Below are 17,512 nucleotides of genomic sequence, written 5' to 3' on the forward strand. Positions count from 1 at the left end.
GTGTTTTTTTCAATGTACACAAACCAACCGGTACATATAAGATACGAATATCTTTTTGGTGATAGATTTTAGTTATCAGGAAATGTCATGGCGTCGCAGGTCAAACTGAATCAGCTACGTACCTTTGTTGAGGTGGCTCGACACGGCAGTATTCGGGCGGCATCGCGGTTGCTGAGTATTTCACAACCGGCGCTGACCAAGTCGATTCAGGAATTGGAAGAGTGTCTCGGGGCGAGATTGTTCCTGCGCCACCGTCAGGGTATGTCGCTAACTGACTGTGGGGAAGCCTATTTCCGCCACGCCAGCCTGATTATGGAAGAGTTGCGGGTCGCTCATGAGGATATTCAACAACGGTTGGGACAAGCCAGTGGCCGGGTAAGTATTGGGGTAGGTGCCAGTATTGCTCATACCGTGATGCCAGAGATTATCACCCGTTTTCACCGGCTTTATCCGCAGGTAAAGATTCGTGTGATGGAAGGACATCTGGTGTCTATGCTGCATGAACTTCGTCAGGGTGAAATTGATTTCACGATCAACACCTATTCCGAAGCTCCTTTTGATAACGAATTGTTATACGAAAAACTGATGGAAAAGGAATATTGCGTGGTGGCCCGTCGCGGACATCCGATGCAGCACGCCCGCACATTGGATGCATTGCGGGACTGCGAATGGACCATGCCAACCCCCCGGGGAAGCTATTACAAGCAATTGTTCGATATGTTCAACAGCCTGGCAACGCCGCCACACATCAGCATGATCTGCGAAACCCTGATGTCCAGTGTCAGTATGGTCACCAAAAGTGATTTTCTCAGTGTCCTGTCGCGGGATGTGGCGCAAGCCCCGATACTGAGTGAACGGTTGGTGATACTGGAGCTGGAACAACCCTTGCCGAAAGCCACGTTTTATCTGATACAGCGCAAAGACACCATGCTATCGCCGATGAGTGTGCAGTTAGCCCGGCTCTTTCGCCAATATTGCCGCTGAGCATTCATATGGTTTTTCTGTCTCCAATGATATTCACGCCAAAGATCAGGTTTCCGGAGCAAAACACAGCGCCCATTCGCAACAGTCACCGCAACTGGGCGAACGGCACACCAGATCCCCGTCCATTTGCAGACAGCGCTGGCGATAAAAGAATTTTTTCCAGCGCATATTTTGGTGATTCATGACGACCAGCGTAGGGAAACAGTCAATCATCAGTTCACGTAATTCGGCGCGGGAATCCAGTCCTAAATCCTGCCAGAGATGATTAAATCCCATCGACGCACAGGCGATAAACTGATGCATGGGAGACGCATCCTCCGCCATATGTAACCCCAACCACGCGGCCAGTTGTGCGCTTTCCTCAAGACGGGCGTGTTGCAGCTCGGTCATCAACGCCTGGCGTTGGTCCCGCTGAGGATCAGGCGCTGGCGCACGCCAGTCCAGACGCCACAATAACTCGCGCCACGCTTCACTGTTCAGCCCCATCTGGCTGGGAAAACAGGCGGTGCCGGCATCATGCAACGACAGCAATCGCCGTAACCATTTTTCCTGCGGTTTCATCAGGCCACTCCTTTTTCATCGCCTGAGGCACACACAGTGAGCTGCCGCTGCCGCCACCAGGTCGTTAGTACGTCCGTCACATTCTGCCATGCGCCCTCGACACAGGGTTCAATGCCGCTGTTTTCCAGTTTCTGCCACGGGGCATAACCAATTCTGGCGCAAAACACAGCTTGAACATCCGCCAGCAGCGCCAGCACCGCGTCCATTTTGTCATCGCTATCGGTGGGGTCACAGTCAGCCGCGCCATAACAATATTTCGGCGTGAAACGCTCATTCACCAGAATCACGCCCGCCGCCGACAAGCTGTAGATCTGGAAGCGTTCCGCATGCCCGAAATGACAATCGATAATCTCTCCCTGAGAAGACGCCACCGCCACCAGGCAAGCCTCCGGCTCTTCCGATTCACCGCGAGAAGCGATGCTGGCATGAAGCTGCGCACGCTGATGTAGCAGTGGCAAATAAGACGGTGGCTGTGCGGGTAACGCCGACAACGGAAACATCTGACTACGATCTTCACCCAGCATACCGATGGCATCAGCCCGGCACTGTTGGCAGTGCGCCATTTGCGACATCACCGTGCCACAACGCGCCCGCACGTCCGCCAGACAGGCAGCATCCGGCTCCGGTTGCCCATTAAGACCAAACACCGTGCCATGTTCCGGTTTGGCAATCAGCGGCATGATGTTATGCAAAAAAGCCCCCCACGCCCGCACCTGCTGACTGACTTCGAACATATGCACATCGTTAATACCGGGAATCAGGACCGAATTCACCTTCACCAGTACACCTTTTTCCGTCAACCGACGGATCCCTTCCTCCTGCCGAGCCAGCAGAATTTCACCAGCTTCACGTCCGTTATAGCGCTCACCATCCAACCATAACCAGGCATAGATTTGAGCGGCGATATCCGCATCCAGGGTATTCACTGTCACTGTAACGTGATCAACACCTACATCCACCAGCCGGTCCACCGCGCCTGGCAACATTAATCCATTGGTGGATAAGCACAATTTAAGGTCAGGCAATCGGGTACGCAGCAGTTCAAGTGTTTTAAACGTGTGTCCGATATTGGCCAGCGGATCGCCTGGCCCGGCGATACCGACAACCGAAAGCTGAGGAATGGCGGCAGCAACCTGTTGGGCTTTGGCAACCGCCTGTTGCGGTGTTAGCAATTCAGACACAACCCCCGGGCGCGACTCATTGCTGCAATCATATTTACGATTACAGTAGTTGCATTGCAGATTGCAGGCTGGCGCAACCGCCAGATGCATACGGGCATACTGATGATGACCACTGACCGAATAACAAGGGTGATGAGCAACCTTACTGGTCTGGAGTGGCGTGAATGTCTCGGCATTGTCGGTATGACAACGGAGCGACCCTGATGAAGAAGAACAAGATGTCATGGCTATCGTCTGCGGTTACGGAATCATACTTTTGCTGGTGCAAAACCCATACCGTTCGACCATCTTAAAAAAACACAATAATAAACAATGAGATAAAATTAAAAAGCACACTGATAGATTTGTCATCATTGCGGCATTGAGGCTGACATTGTGACAAATGCCACAACGCCGCAAATGCTTACAGACGATGCATGTTGATATCCATGATCTGAATGCGGTAGGCCACCTGACGCGGCGTCATCCCCAGTAAACGGGCTGCTTTAGCCTGTACCCAGCCAGTTTTTTCCAGCGCGGCAATCAATCGCTGACGTTCATCCAGACTTTGATCCAGCCAGCTTTCATCCGTCGGGATGGGAGCCGAGGATTTTGGGAGTAACGGCGCAGAGTCATGGTGATTGAACAGAATCACATCCCGGTCAATCAGCCCGGTCTCCGTCATCACCGCTGCCCTTTCCAGACAATTTTCCAGTTCCCGCACGTTGCCCGGCCAACTGTAGCTCATCAGCAGACGGATAGCACCGTCGCTGATACGCAATTGCCGTCCCTGATGAGTGGCGATTTTCCGCACCAGGAAATGGGCCAGCTCAATGATATCCTCCTGGCGTTCACGCAGCGGCGGTAGCGATACCGGCATGACATTCAACCGGTAATAGAGGTCTTCACGAAAATTACCGGCCCGGACTTCCTCTTCCAGTTTGCGGTTGGTGGCGGCAATGATCCGCACATCCACCTTGATGGTTTCATCGCCCCCGACCCGCTCCATTTCACCTTCCTGCAAAATACGCAGCAGTTTGGCCTGAAATGATGCACTGCTTTCGCCAATCTCATCCAGAAACAGCGTGCCGCCGTCCGCCAATTCAAAGCGCCCTTTACGCTGACGCACTGCGCCGGTAAACGCCCCTTTTTCATGGCCGAACAGTTCGCTTTCCAGCAAATTATCCGGCAGTGCCGCACAATTGAATTTTACAAACGGCGCGGAGGCACGTGGGGAATTATAGTGAATAGCATTAGCGATCAGTTCTTTACCGGTACCACTCTCTCCCCGCACCAACACCGTGGTATCCCATTTGGACACCTGGCGAATAATGTCTATCGTCTGGCGCATGGCCGGGCTTTTTCCCACCATATTTTCAAAGCCAAACGGCCGAGACACTTTACAGGCGGGTGACGGCGATGATACCACCGGGCCGTCATTATCCCGACGCACCGGCTGCATCAACCGTACCGTCTGAGAGGTCAGATTCGCCACCGTTTCCAGGAAACGGGTACTGGCTGGTAAGCGATCCTCATACAGTGCCATCGGCTGTGCCGCCAGTACACCAATAGGTTGCTGATCCAGTCCGGGGATCGGGACACAAATAAAAGGCAAGTCATAGTCATAGATACTCAAACGATCGAGAAAACGCTGATCGTCTGCCACGCGCTTTAGCACCAGTGGCTGCCGCTGGCTCATCACGGTTCCCACCAGCCCTTCTCCCGGGCGATAGCGTATCTGGCTGCTGCTGGCAACCACATGCTCATCCGCGCGATGTAATGCTTCGATCACCAGCGCACCACGCTGTTTGTCAAACAGGCAAATCATGCCATGTTGCATAAATGCATCATCATGCAGTATCCGCAGTACCGCCTGTAGTGCTTTACCAACGTCCGTGGTGCGGCTCAATGCCACACTGATACGTTGCACAGCAGTAAACTGCTGAGACAAGTCAAAACGCCATACCACTTTGCCCGTATCAGGGAGATGTGTCATTTTGTGCCTCCTGTCAGTGACGAGGTTTGGGGTAAACGCAGGGTTAAGCAGGTTCCTCCGGCAGGGCGGAGCGTGAGATCGATCGCGCCCTGATGATGCGCCACCAACGTTTGTATCAGCCGCAACTCCATCCCTTTACCCGGCGTGGATAACGCCGCTTGTGAACGGGAGTAACGCACCTGTTCCAGTGGGACATTGTCGTCGATATACAGCACCAGCCAGTGGTTATCCTGACGGGCAAAAATATGCAGATCCAACGTAAAAGGCTGAATTTCCGCGGCCAGTGACAGTGTTCGGTCCAGCCACAGGCTGAGCATGGCGAGGAGCTGGGTACGTTGAACGAAAGCACACAACTCTGGCACTTCCAGCGCATAGCGCAGACAATCGCCATTGCTAAAACGGGTATGGTAAAGCGCGGACAAATCATCCAGCAGTGCCTTGAGTGGCCACATTTCCGCCGGTTCAAAGTCCAGTGATGGACGGCAAGCTTGCAAGCGCACCACTGCGTCTTCACCTTCGCGCCAGGCAGATTCCAGTGCGACATTATTGCCATTCTCACCGTTCAACTGCCGAGCGGCGGCCAGCATATTAATCGGGCAGTTAAGCTGAATCAGCGCCGCATCCAACGATTCACGAATTGCCGCCAGCAACTTGCCATTGGTTAACTGTTGTTTCAAACGATCCAGTTGGCCCTGCTGTTGCTGTTGCTGCTGTTCAGTACAATCGGTAATCACAATCAGGGTGCGGGGCAAGGCTGTATCAGTAAAATAACGACTGGCTTCTTCGTTGACGCCGGGCAATGCCCAGTACCCCAGAGACAACCAGCGTACCGTGCCACGAATGGTTACCGACACCCGTTCGCCTTCTTGCAATGCATGTTTGTTTAACGGATACCCCAGCACCGTGAGCAACTCCCGTCCATCGCAATCAGCACGCAGCGTTTTATACGCCAGATTATCCATCACCACCTGATCATGCTCATCCACCACCACCACAGCAGCAGGAATATTATTCAGAACGGCAGTGATCATCGTCATATGGTTACGCAGCCGCTGTTCCAGCGCGTAGCGTTCGCTGATGTCTTTGTGCATCGCCAGATAATGTTCCACTTCACCGGCGATATTGAAAATCGGCGTGATATCAATTTCTGCCAGATAAAGGCTGCCATCCCGGCGGCGGTTGATCAGCTGCCCACGCCAGGCACACCCCTGCAACAAGCACTGCCACATGTCGTGATAGACCTCGCGCGGTGTCTGCTGGCTGGCCAAAATACGGTGATTCTGCCCCACTAACTGCTGAAGGCTATATCCGGTCAGGTGACAAAACGCCGGGTTGGTATACACGATGTGCGCATCGGGATTGGTAAGGGAGATAGCCACCGACGATTGCTCCACGACTGTTGAAAATAACGATGGATGCTGTCGGGATAAATGACTGGCTATCTCTCCTAAAGGAAATGATTCAGCCGTCAGGTTGATCGTCATAGAACACTCCCATACGGTACAGTTTGTGATGTCTTGTTTACGACAATTTGTGACCTCACCCGACATCACAGTCAGTTGATTGTCAGTAGGCAATAACCCTGCAAACCCCATGCCTTTTATTGATTAACATAACTAAACATTGATCTTGATGCGGGTTTTACGCGACAAAGGGTTAAAAGCCTTGGCACACAAGGATTTATATCCTCTTTTCTATCATTCAATTGCTCAAAAACAGAGCAATAATCATGTAGATTTGCTCTACAAATGTGCATGATAAAGCTGGCATAGCATTCGCATTATGACGGAGTGAGACTTCCATCAAGAGGATGGTTGCTTTCCTTTATTCATCTATCTGTCAGGAGCGTATTCATGGCTAACATTGGCATATTCTTTGGCACCGATACCGGGAAAACCCGCAAAATTGCCAAAATGATCCACAAGAAACTGAGCGACATGGCGGATGCACCGGTCAATATCAATCGCGCCACACTGGAGGATTTGCTCTCCTATCCGGTGCTGTTACTGGGGACCCCGACACTGGGTGACGGGCAACTACCAGGTTGCGATGTCGGTTGCGAAAGTGAATCCTGGCTGGAATTCACCGATACACTGGCAAGCGCCAATCTTCAGGGCAAAACCATCGCGCTATTCGGGTTGGGGGATCAACAAGGATACCCTGATAACTTTGCCAGTGGTCTGAAAACGCTGTACGACATCGTTACCGGTTGCGGAGCCAGTGTGGTGGGAGAGTGGCCCAATGACGGTTATGAGTTCAACGCATCTGCCGCATTGGTTGAGGATAAATTTGTCGGGCTGGTCATCGATCAGGATAATCAATACGACCTGACCGAAGAGCGAGTTGACAACTGGCTGGCGCAGATCAAACCCGCCATTATGTAATACCGGTGCGTCCAATCGCTATTCCGATCATCCCCGCCAATGCGGGGATCTATCCCACTGATACCCTCGATGGTTATTCATGGATGTTTCCTATAAGCACAGTTGCAAATAGGATCATAAAATCGGTTTTTCCCTGGCAACGTCAAGATTCCGGCGCAGGCCAGGGCTTGTGCCGAACTTACAATACCAATGCACAGCCAAAGATGATCTCACCCTGAAAATGCCGACGATGGAAATAATTCATATGCTGCGCCAATAACAAAGATGAAGCTTTAGGTTTCCACCCACTGTTATTTGCAATAGCGTCATATACCCTTTAATTTTTCTTAATAAATATATTGTCAGGTTTCTCACACAACTAAATTAGAGCGCTTTCTTTATTAAATATTGCAATCCTTAAGCTGACTCATTCGAGTTGTTAATATTTCAATATGCTTTTTAAGGATTTTTTATGAAACGAATAAATTACAAACCAACAATCTGGACTCGAGCCGATGCTCTCAAAGTTAATGAGAATGATCCCACTACAACTCAGCCTATTGTTAGTTCTGATTTCCCGGTTATGAGTGATGACGTGTTCATCTGGGATACTATGCCTCTTCGAACTCTGGATGGGGCAATCGTCTCTGTTAATGGATGGTCAGTGATTTTTACTTTAACTGCCAAGCGTAATATTAACGATCCTGAATACCTCGATAGTAATGGTAATTATGATATTACCAAAGACTGGAATAACCGGCATGGCCGAGCACGAATTTGCTTCTGGTATTCTCGTACTGGCAAAGATTGGATTTTCGGTGGCCGTGTTATGGCCGAAGGTGTATCGCCAACTACTCGGGAATGGGCAGGCACCCCTATTTTGTTGAATGATGATGGAGATATTGATCTCTATTACACGTGTGTGACGCCAGGCGCGACTATTGCAAAAGTCAGAGGAAAGATTTCAACTTCAGATAATAGTGTTGAGTTAGTTGAATTTAATGAGGTTAAACCGTTATTTTCAGCCGATGGCGTAATTTATCAAACTGAAGAGCAAAATCTATATTGGAACTTCCGAGACCCCAGTCCTTTCATCGATCAAAACGATGGCAAGTTATACATGGTATTCGAAGGCAATGTTGCAGGTGAACGTGGCTCACACATTGTCGGAGACGAAGAAATGGGTATCGTCCCTCCTGGCTATGAGGATATCGGAAACGCCAGGTATCAGGTCGGTTGCATCGGTTTAGCTGTTGCTAAAGATCTTTCCGGTGACGAGTGGGAAATACTACCACCGCTGGTTACTGCTGTTGGTGTTAACGACCAAACTGAGCGTCCTCACTTTGTCTTCAAAGAGGGTAAATATTACCTATTTACTATTAGCCATAAATATACTTATGCAGATGGATTAAACGGCCCTGATGGCGTTTATGGTTTCTTTAGTGATAATCTAACCGGCCCTTATTCTCCAATGAATGGTTCTGGTCTGGTTTTAGGTAATCCACCGTCACAACCTTTCCAAACATATTCACACTATGTAATGCCTAATGGTTTAGTCACCTCTTTTATTGATAACGTTCCAACTGGCAATAGCACTTATCGAATTGGCGGCACAGAGGCACCAACGGTGAAAATAGTATTGGAAGGTGACCGATCTTTTGTTGATAGTGTTTATGATTACGGTTATATCCCAGCAATGGAAGATGTAATTGTAAAATAAGGATAGAAATTTAACCTTTTCTCCTGGCATTAAAGGCGGCGCTGTTACAAATAGGGGCTCGAACTGAGTTTTTCCTTTCCCAAAGGTCTCAGAAGCTGACCCAAATGTCTCAGAAGCTGAAAGCTTTATTCACCGGTCGCACTTCGTCCTGAGGGTGACCATAAACCAGGGCGCCGCCTTTCCTTTGCGCAGCGCCCACATCATTTCTATTCCTTTTTTACCAGAACCTTTGCTCTGCACTATTTACAACAATGCGCTTTCGCACGGACATGGCGACGGCAATGACTATGCCAGCAACTGCTGGAGCCACTGTCGCTGAAACTGCTTTTGCCGCAGCAGGAATAACTGTTTTGCCGCGCCGGGCAGCGCTTCTGCTTCTGAAAGTAATCCTGCCGGGCGAATCGCCTCGCACAGCAGTAAATGCAGACCCAGTTCCGTTTCCACCGGTGCGCTCAATGCCTCCGCCGATAAGGCAAACAGTGCTTTTTCCAGCTGCGGATACAGTAACCCTTTACTCACCCATCCCATTAGTCCACCTTCCATCGCGGTCGGACAATGAGAATAACGGCGCGCTAGTGTGTCGAACTGGTGAGGATCTTCACACAAATGCCGATGCAGCATCGCCATTTGCTGGCAGATTTGCGGGCGATTTTCATCGATGGTCAATAGCAGATGACGCGCCTTACGCTGTTCGGGACGGTAAAAACGATCAGCATGCCGTCGATACCACTGCACCACCACCTCAGCATCCGGTAGTGGCGTCTGCGCCGCAACCCATGCCAGTTGTTGATCCATTAACGCGTGATGTCGGATAATCGACTGCTGCTCCGCATCGGGAAAACCGGCGATCGTCAACTCTTGCGCCAATGATTGCTGTACGCGGTGTAATATTTGCTCATCCACCGCTGGCAGACGTTGCTGCGCGGCGGCCACAACAGCAGCTTCCAGCGCTATCTGTCGCTCAACATATTGAATAAACTGGGGTAGTGCGTCAGCGGGAAGCTGTTCCGGTTCACAGTGCCAACGCTGCTGCGCCAGCTTAATACGACTGTAACGTTGCCAGGGAATCCGCATCAGCCGTCAATCTCCAGATTAATCAACGCGGACGATGGCACCTGAAACAGCCGTTCACCAAATATCACCGCATAACAGTCACGTTGTGACCCTTCATCTGTCCCGATAATGTGCCCCACCACGCCCTGAGCGATAACAATTTCACCCTGTATTGATAGGGGCTGCGCAGCACTAACCCGATCACCATACTGAAAGCTGTCGCTATCCCAGGGGAGCGTGGCAGAAATCAGTTCCTGCTGACGACAGCCGACGATGCAATCTTCACTGATAAAATGCACCTGGTAGATGATCTGATCCTGTAAAAAATGCCCCCATTCGCGCACATATCCCAGACTGCCGCGGCGTATCAACAGCTCACCGCGGGCTTTTCCGGCAAAGGTGCCATCATTGCGCAGCGGGCGAATCACCCTCACCTGCTCACCAAATGCAAATACGGATGTCATTGCGATGCTCCCGGCTGTATCTGCTGATAACTTTCTGCCAGCAAGCGTCGCGCCAGTTGCCAGTCGGCGGTTGTGCTATCTTCCAGGTTATTACGCAACGGCACCGCCGCCGCCAAACGGCGGTGAAATTCACGCAGAACCGGTAAATGACATTTTCTTAACCAGGACGCATCATAAGGTAGGTCAAAAAACGCAAAAAACGACTCTGCCGACTCCAGCTCTGCAACCCCCGGTAATCGATTAAACCACTCCATCATTTTATCCTTCCTGACAGTGCCGTTCGTTATCTACCCCGTACAGATCCTGATAGATTTGCACCAGTTCACTCTCACGAGGATTGCGCTTCCAGTTTTCCGCAAAGGTACGGACTACTTGCAAAATACCCTGGATTTGCCGGCTGTCGAGCCGGTAACCCAGACGGGCAAAAATACCATCCACCGCCTGGCGTCCCGAGTGTTTTCCCAGCACCAGCCGATATTCGCGCCCCATCAATGCAGGATTGATACCCTGATAACTATCCTTATGGCGTAACAGTGCCGCCACATGTACACCCGACTCATGAGTAAATACCTGTTCGCCTACCAGCGGTTGCTGTACATCAATGTGGCGTTGAGCTGCATCTGCAACCTGACGGCATAACGCCGGCAGCCGTGCGAAATTAATCCCGCAATCCCGCCCCAGACAGGTTTGCAACGATAACGCGACCGTTTCCAGCGCCGCATTGCCCGCCCGTTCTCCCAGCCCCAGCACGGTGGTATTCACGTGCGTCGCACCGGCCTTGACCGCAGCCAGCGTATTGGCGGTGGCCAACCCTAAATCGTTATGCGCATGCATTTCTATCTCGCCATCCCAATGCTGACGCAACCCGGTAATGCGCGCAAAAGTGGTAAAGGGATCGAGGATCCCCAGCGTATCGGCAAAACGCAGCCGCTCCGCCCCCACGACACTGCCGAGACCGGCCAACATATACAGTGCGGCATCGCTGGCACGGGAAGCATCTTCACAACCGATGCTCACCCGACATCCCTGACGCCGGGCCAGGTCGCTCAACGAAGCCAGTTGCGTTTCCACCCACGACCACGGCTGATGCAGCTTTTGTTCCCGCAGTAAATCCGAGGCAGGAACAGAAATATCCACCCAGTCCATACCGAGATCGGCAGCCTGGCGGATCTCCTCTGCATTCATCCGGCACCAGGCCATCATGACAGTATCCGGCAACTGTCGCCGTACTGCCGCCATCGACGCACGCTCTTCCGCCCCCATTGCCGGCGTTCCCACCTCCAGCTCCGGCACACCTGCATCCACCAGCGCCTGAGCGATAGCCAGTTTTTCACTGGCCCGGAATGCCACACCGGGACTTTGCTCACCATCCCGCAGGGTGGTGTCGTTGATGATCACCTGGGCCATGCTTTTCTCCTGTTCAGCCATAAGTCGGTGCAAAGTCGGTGCTGTGAGATGCAGCTGGCTTACCTTGTTGCCAGTAGGGTGATAGCGTTCGCAGTCGAGCCACAATCGGTGGTACCTGCTCAATCACATAATCGATCTCTTTTTCACGGGTATAACGTGAAAGCGAAAAACGGATACTGCCATGCGCGGCGGTATACGGAATGCTCATCGCCCGCATCACATGCGACGGTTCCAGCGACCCAGACGTACAGGCGCTGCCACTGGACGCGGCAATACCGCAATGATTCAGCAGCAATAAAATTGCTTCCCCTTCGATAAATTCAAACGCAATATTCAGCGTATTCGGCGTTCTGGGTTGATCGCCGCCCATCACCATGACATGGGAAACTGCCTGTTCCAGCCCGTGTTGTAGCTTATCCCGCAGTTGAGCAATGGAGGCATCCATCATGGGTTGATGCACTTCCGCCAGTTCACAGGCGCTGCCCATACCGACGATACCGGCAATATTTTCTGTCCCGGCCCGGCGTCCCCGCTCCTGATGACCGCCGCGCAGCAACGGACGAAAGCGGGTATTACGACGCAGATAAAGACAACCAACCCCTTTCGGGCCATGAATTTTATGGGCGGAACAGGAGAGCATGTCTATTTCCGTCGCTGACAGCGCAATGGGGATTTTGCCCACCGCCTGCACTGCATCGCAGTGAAACAGCACTCCGTGCTCATGGGCCAACGCGGCCATCTCTCTCACCGGGAAGACTACCCCGGTTTCATTGTTGGCCCACATCACGCTGACCAGCGCGACGTGCTCACTGAGCAATTGGCGATATGCCGCCAGATCCAACGCGCCTTCAGGAGAAACCGCTAACCGATGAATGGTATAACCCTGTCGCTCCAGGTTTTCACATACCTCCAGAGTGGCCGGATGTTCCACGGCGGTAACGATGATTTCGCGTTTTTCCGGCGCCAGCGTGACCGCGGAATAAATAGCAGTCGATGTGGCTTCGGTCGCACCGGACGTAAAAATGATTTCGCTGTCATGTTGCGCACCCAACAGGCTGGCAACTTGCTGACGTGCCCGCTCCATTCCTCCGCGACTGGGCACACCAAAATCATGAATGGACGAGGGATTGCCATAGTAATCACTCAGGAACGGTAGCATCGCCTCCAGCACCATCGGGTCGATACGGGTGGTGGCATTGTTATCCAGATACACGTTTTTCATTACCTGCTCCTCATCACAGAAAAAGTTACGCCACCACCACTTCCATGTAGCGCCCAACGCGTTCAACCAGTTTTTGCTGTAACCAGGCCAGCGTCATGTCGGTCATCATACAGTCACTGCAACTACCGGAAAGCGCCACCGTCACCTGTTGTTCGCTAACATTGACCAGCGACATGTCACCGCCATCCGCCTGAATGTGGGGACGCAGTTCAGCCACTACCTCAGCCACGGATTGCCAGTTTTCATTTTTGGGACAAGGCGCCGTTACCGCCGCCACCGGTTGTTCACGCAGGATCTGCGCCAGCGCCAGCTCGATTTTTTCATGACAGGACGTACAACCGCCGCCCGCTTTGGTGTAATTGATAACCTCTTCCAGCGTGGTCAGGCCGTTGGCCACCACCGCGCGCCGAATCTGCCCTTCATCGACGGCAAAGCATTTGCAGATCAGTGCCCCCTCTTCGTGGTCATCCTCCAGGGATTCACCGCGATAGCTGGCAATGGCTGCACGCAACGCCTCCTGTCCCATGACCGAGCAGTGCATTTTTTCCGGCGGTAATCCATCAAGGTAGTCGGCAATTTGCTGATTGGTCACTTGCTCAGCCTGGAGCAACGTACGACCGATAATCAGTTCGGTCAGCGCGGAAGAGGAGGCGATGGCGCTGCCACAACCGAAGGTTTGAAAACCGGCATCCAGAATGGTTTCACTGTCAGGATCCACTCGCAGCATCAAGCGCAGCGCATCCCCACAGCTCAGGGAACCCACATCACCCACGGCATTGGCTTCCGGTACCACTTTGGCGTTGCGTGGATTAAAAAAATGATCTTTCACTTTCTCAGAATAGTTCCACATTCTCTGCTCCCTACTGAATTGGTTGAGACGCGAAAGATGGTTGCTATCGCTCATCCTCAACGGCGCTTGTCTTATGGTCTGGATAGTAAAAACAGAGCAAATGTGATGCCAGTCACACAAAAGAAGGTATATCAATGAGATAGGGAAATGCAGCCCGAAAAAAAACCACGAAAATGTCGTGGTTTATGTAAGCTTTGTCACAGAAATGACATTCTGTCAGGTCACGTCGACGCAAGCAGAGTGCACTATCCCATACAAGCGAGAATTAACCCGCATCATCCTCCTCGTGCCATTCTCTTTCCGCCATCAACTGCTCGAAACGATCGGGATCGCGCTGTCGTCGTGTTGTCATTTGCTCCATCGGCTTCCAGCATTGCTGAATTTGCTGCAACAGCATCGCAATCGACGTATCCGCCGGCACCCGTACCGCACGCACACCGACCTGCAATAACTGGCGGAACACCGTATCGCCAATCGCCACACAGTACAGCGTCACACAATCTTCCAGCGCATCAATCCGACAGGTCAACTTGTCTTCCTGATGACCGTACTGCACGTTAAAATCCACTACTTTCAGCAGTGTGACCTGATCTTCCTTGACGCCATAAATCACCAGCCGTGGCGTGGCGCCAAAATGCTGATCCACATGGTGATAATCAGAACTGGCGAAAGCGACCTTCATCGACCACACGGCGGCGCTGATGGTACTGAGATGACGATTAACATGATACATGATGCGCCTCCCGCATCTGCACCGGAGGAAAATGCTGCTTCAGCGGCGAGTGATAAACCGGCTGATGGTGATGACGTTCCTGCATCAAATTCGCCAGCTCGAACAGGGTATCGCGCATACCGGCATACCCTTGACGCTGACGGCGAAATTCTCCCAGGCGATCAAAAATCGGAAAGCCGGCACGAATCAGTGGGATACCAAACTGCTCCGCTACATCCACCGCGTGAGAGTTCGCCACCAGCATATCCGTCGGCGTCAGGCGCAACATGGCCTGCAAATCCTCCAGATCGCCAATCACCACCTGCTCCACCGGTAGCGTCGCCAGGCTCTGCTGATTAACCGGTGCCAGCAGATGTGTCGGTATCATTCCCTGACTGAGAGCAAAGTCACACCATGACATCAGTAAATCGCCTTCCGTCGCCAGTGCCAGCCGTCGTCCCTGTAACCACATATGGCAGTCAATCATCGCATCCTGCAATTGCCCGCGCTGACGTTCAATCCAGCCTGGCACATCACGCCCGGACAGCTGTTGCAGATGATGAATAAATCGATCCACATTCGCCATCGTCATCAGGTGCGGCAGATTCAGCGACAATCCACGACTGCGCATTGCCACCAGACTAGACGCACGATGCAGCGACCCACCGAGGGTAATGGTGCTCTGGCTTTGTCCCATCTGTTCGATGTTGCGCAGCGATGTTCCCCCTTGAGTCACAGCATGAAAGTCACCACCCGCCAGATGACCATCCAGTGATAACGACAAATCCGGCAGTATCACCGGCTGTAGACCAAAGGCTTCCACATAGCTACGAATCAGCTCCACATCGCCAGGCGTGATCAAATGGCTGAGCAGCAGATTGACCCGCTTGTTACGCATCCCCACCGGCGGTTTTTCCGGCACCCATTGTTGGATCACGCTTTCCACCACCGCACTGAAGCCATTTTCCAGCGAACCATAGAAATCCGGCGTGTTGACCGTCAGGATCGCCACTGCCTTAAAACGGGGAAAATCATCACGAAACTGACGCACCGCCCGGGACAGATCACTGCCCTGCGCTTCAGACAGACCCGTGCTCACAATCACAATCGCCTTCGGTGCATTACGCTGGCACAACGTGGAAAGCGCGGTGAAAATGTTGCCATCGGCACCCATGATGGTGGTAGTCGGGTCCATCGCGGTGGATTGCAACGGAACCGGTTCGTGAAAATGCTGAATAAAAAATACTTTAGCGAACGCACTACAACCCTGTGCGCCATGAACCAGCGGGATACTCTGTTCAAGCCCCAGGCTGGCCAGGATCGCCCCCAGTGGCTGTCCGCTTTTGATCGGGCTGGTAGCTAAGGGTTTTTTATTGCGAATAATCTGCGCCATACTGTTCTCCTTAATGCCAGGGGGCACGCTGATGAGACTGCTGCCAAACCGGACTTTCCAGCGTCAGACAGAGTTGCTCTGCCAACGTAACGATGCCTCGGTAGCCCGCAAACGCATGCTCACGCTCCTGATTGATATCGAGGAACGGCAGCCGTGCCTTGTACGCGGTGTACATGTTACGGCCACCGGCAATCATGATGTCAGCACCGTAGCGATACACCACATCCAGCAAGGTTCGGGCATTACCCTCATCCAGCATCAGTGCCTCCTCCCCCATCAATTCGCGAATGCGCTGCTTGTCTTCTTCAGTAGATTTACGCGTTCCGGTTGCCACCACGGTCATGCCTAAATCCTGCAATGCGGAAACCACCGACCAGGATTTCACACCGCCGGTATACAACAGCACTTTCCGACCGCGCAAACGCTCACGGTACGGTGCCAGCGCCTGTTCGGCGACCGCTTCCTCGCGGGCGATCATCGCCTCCGTGCGCTGTATCAAATCCTCGTCCCCGATCAGCGTCACCAGCGCACGCAGCGCCTCTGACATGGCCCGCACCCCATAAAAACTGCCTTCGAACCACGGGATGTGGTAACGCTGTTCCAGCATTCTGGCGACATTAATCAACGCCCGCGAACACACCACCATATTCACCTCGGCATGATGCATGGTCTGGATCTCGGCAAAACGCCCATCGCCAGACAAATTGCCCAGTACGCGGATACCCAATTCATCCAGCAGCGGTAATACGTTCCAGAACTCCCCGGCAATATTGAATTCACCAATCAAACCGATATTGTGTCGATGCTCCACCGCCAGAGGATAATCTTCCGGCCAGGGCGCCGGGTCGCGCTGCCCAATGACCTTTTTGACCATCACTTCCCCGGCAATACGGTTGCCGAGGTTTTTACTGCCATAAAAACCTGCCGCGTCAATAGCGATGACCGGCACCCCCACCGCGACCTCGGCCGCACGACATACCGCTTCAATATCATCCCCTTCCATCGCCGGTACACAGGTGTTGTAGATAAACACCGCCGCCGGCTTATAGTGGCTGACAATATGTCGCACAGCATGAAACAACCGCCTCTCACCGCGCCCCATGATCACATCCTGCTCGTTAAGATCGGTGGTGAATCCCAGCCGATTAAGCGTCGGGCCGGAACTCCGACTACCACGGTTATCCCAGGAACTGCCGGTACAGCCGATAGGGCCATGCACCAGATGAGCGACATCCGCCAATGGCAACAGCGTAATTTGCGCACCGTCAAAGGCGCAGCCTCCCGCCGTCGCTCCAGGTTTTGGCGCACTGCATCCCGACTTTTGCTTATGGTTATGTTCACAAGCCGGTTCGTCGAGTAACGCCAGTATTTCATTCCCCTTCATCTCAGCCTCATCCTGTAAGTTGCCACTACCAGGACACTGCAAATCGCAGGCCAGATGTTATTGGTTGATTTTTAAGAGAATAAGGATGTCAGTTTTCTGACAAAGCGGACAATTGACGTAACGACGCCTATTCACGCCATCAGGCAGCGGGGAAACATCGGGAGAAAATCGAACGCGGGGAAAGGGACAGAATACAGAACATGCTGAGATCGATGCCTTATCATTGGCGTAAGCCGGTGAATG

16 protein-coding genes are annotated in these 17,512 nt (G+C 52.5%); 3 read left to right on the top strand and 13 right to left on the bottom strand.

All coding sequences use genetic code 11. From position 1 onward, the window contains the following. Positions 1 to 87 precede the first annotated feature (87 nt). The gene (locus PCO85_20115; GenBank protein WJV53434.1) at positions 88 to 984 is read left to right on the top strand and encodes a LysR family transcriptional regulator; all 897 of its coding nucleotides are present in this window, start codon (positions 88 to 90) and stop codon (positions 982 to 984) included. A 45-nt stretch (positions 985 to 1,029) separates the two neighbouring features. Here the strand turns inward: PCO85_20115 and PCO85_20120 are convergent, their stop codons facing one another. The 4 genes from PCO85_20120 to nifL all read right to left on the bottom strand — a co-directional run bounded on the left by PCO85_20120 (position 1,030) and on the right by nifL (position 6,185). Continuing rightward, complete coding sequence (locus PCO85_20120) at positions 1,030 to 1,545, bottom strand: nitrogen fixation protein NifQ (GenBank protein ID WJV53435.1); 516 nt, start codon at positions 1,543 to 1,545, stop codon at positions 1,030 to 1,032. Further along, entirely contained in the window at positions 1,545 to 2,951 is a 1,407-nt protein-coding gene (gene nifB / locus PCO85_20125) for a nitrogenase cofactor biosynthesis protein NifB (protein WJV53436.1), read from the bottom strand. Before nifB ends, PCO85_20120 begins: the two co-directional genes overlap by 1 nt. A gap of 178 nt (positions 2,952 to 3,129) precedes the next feature. Then, complete coding sequence (nifA, locus tag PCO85_20130) at positions 3,130 to 4,701, bottom strand: nif-specific transcriptional activator NifA (protein WJV53437.1); 1,572 nt, start codon at positions 4,699 to 4,701, stop codon at positions 3,130 to 3,132. Next, the gene (nifL, locus tag PCO85_20135; protein ID WJV53438.1) at positions 4,698 to 6,185 is read right to left on the bottom strand and encodes a nitrogen fixation negative regulator NifL; all 1,488 of its coding nucleotides are present in this window, start codon (positions 6,183 to 6,185) and stop codon (positions 4,698 to 4,700) included. The genes nifA and nifL overlap by 4 nt, the downstream gene beginning before the upstream one ends. 369 nt (positions 6,186 to 6,554) lie before the next feature. Here nifL and PCO85_20140 point away from each other — a divergent pair, with 369 nt between their 5' ends. Both PCO85_20140 and PCO85_20145 read left to right on the top strand, forming a co-directional pair. Next, a complete protein-coding gene (locus tag PCO85_20140; GenBank protein WJV53439.1) occupies positions 6,555 to 7,085 on the top strand; it encodes a flavodoxin in 531 nt (176 codons plus the stop codon). Positions 7,086 to 7,536: 451 nt separating this feature from the next. After that, a complete protein-coding gene (locus tag PCO85_20145) occupies positions 7,537 to 8,784 on the top strand; it encodes a glycoside hydrolase family 68 protein (protein WJV53440.1) in 1,248 nt (415 codons plus the stop codon). 285 nt (positions 8,785 to 9,069) lie between these two features. Here the strand turns inward: PCO85_20145 and nifM are convergent, their stop codons facing one another. The 9 genes from nifM to nifE form a co-directional block, all read right to left on the bottom strand. Then, entirely contained in the window at positions 9,070 to 9,858 is a 789-nt protein-coding gene (gene nifM / locus PCO85_20150; GenBank protein ID WJV53441.1) for a nitrogen fixation protein NifM, read from the bottom strand. Next, complete coding sequence (locus PCO85_20155) at positions 9,858 to 10,301, bottom strand: nitrogen fixation protein NifZ (protein ID WJV53442.1); 444 nt, start codon at positions 10,299 to 10,301, stop codon at positions 9,858 to 9,860. Before PCO85_20155 ends, nifM begins: the two co-directional genes overlap by 1 nt. Beyond that, positions 10,298 to 10,558 (bottom strand): nitrogenase-stabilizing/protective protein NifW, encoded by a 261-nt coding sequence (locus tag PCO85_20160; protein ID WJV53443.1) that lies wholly within the window; start codon positions 10,556 to 10,558, stop codon positions 10,298 to 10,300. Before PCO85_20160 ends, PCO85_20155 begins: the two co-directional genes overlap by 4 nt. Before the next feature lies 1 nt (position 10,559). After that, on the bottom strand, positions 10,560 to 11,708 hold the full coding sequence (nifV, locus tag PCO85_20165) for a homocitrate synthase (GenBank protein ID WJV53444.1): 1,149 nt from the start codon (positions 11,706 to 11,708) through the stop codon (positions 10,560 to 10,562). A gap of 13 nt (positions 11,709 to 11,721) precedes the next feature. Continuing rightward, the gene (gene nifS, locus PCO85_20170) at positions 11,722 to 12,930 is read right to left on the bottom strand and encodes a cysteine desulfurase NifS (GenBank protein WJV53445.1); all 1,209 of its coding nucleotides are present in this window, start codon (positions 12,928 to 12,930) and stop codon (positions 11,722 to 11,724) included. Positions 12,931 to 12,955: 25 nt separating this feature from the next. Further along, the gene (gene nifU / locus PCO85_20175; GenBank protein WJV53446.1) at positions 12,956 to 13,780 is read right to left on the bottom strand and encodes a Fe-S cluster assembly protein NifU; all 825 of its coding nucleotides are present in this window, start codon (positions 13,778 to 13,780) and stop codon (positions 12,956 to 12,958) included. A 265-nt stretch (positions 13,781 to 14,045) separates the two neighbouring features. Next, on the bottom strand, positions 14,046 to 14,513 hold the full coding sequence (locus tag PCO85_20180) for a NifB/NifX family molybdenum-iron cluster-binding protein (GenBank protein ID WJV53447.1): 468 nt from the start codon (positions 14,511 to 14,513) through the stop codon (positions 14,046 to 14,048). Next, complete coding sequence (gene nifN, locus PCO85_20185; protein WJV53448.1) at positions 14,500 to 15,885, bottom strand: nitrogenase iron-molybdenum cofactor biosynthesis protein NifN; 1,386 nt, start codon at positions 15,883 to 15,885, stop codon at positions 14,500 to 14,502. Before nifN ends, PCO85_20180 begins: the two co-directional genes overlap by 14 nt. Positions 15,886 to 15,895: 10 nt before the next feature. Next, entirely contained in the window at positions 15,896 to 17,269 is a 1,374-nt protein-coding gene (gene nifE, locus PCO85_20190) for a nitrogenase iron-molybdenum cofactor biosynthesis protein NifE (GenBank protein WJV53449.1), read from the bottom strand. Positions 17,270 to 17,512: the final 243 nt, after the last annotated feature.

Origin of the sequence: Prodigiosinella aquatilis, assembly GCA_030388725.1 — a bacterium.
In the GTDB taxonomy this organism is placed as follows: domain Bacteria; phylum Pseudomonadota; class Gammaproteobacteria; order Enterobacterales; family Enterobacteriaceae; genus Prodigiosinella; species Prodigiosinella aquatilis.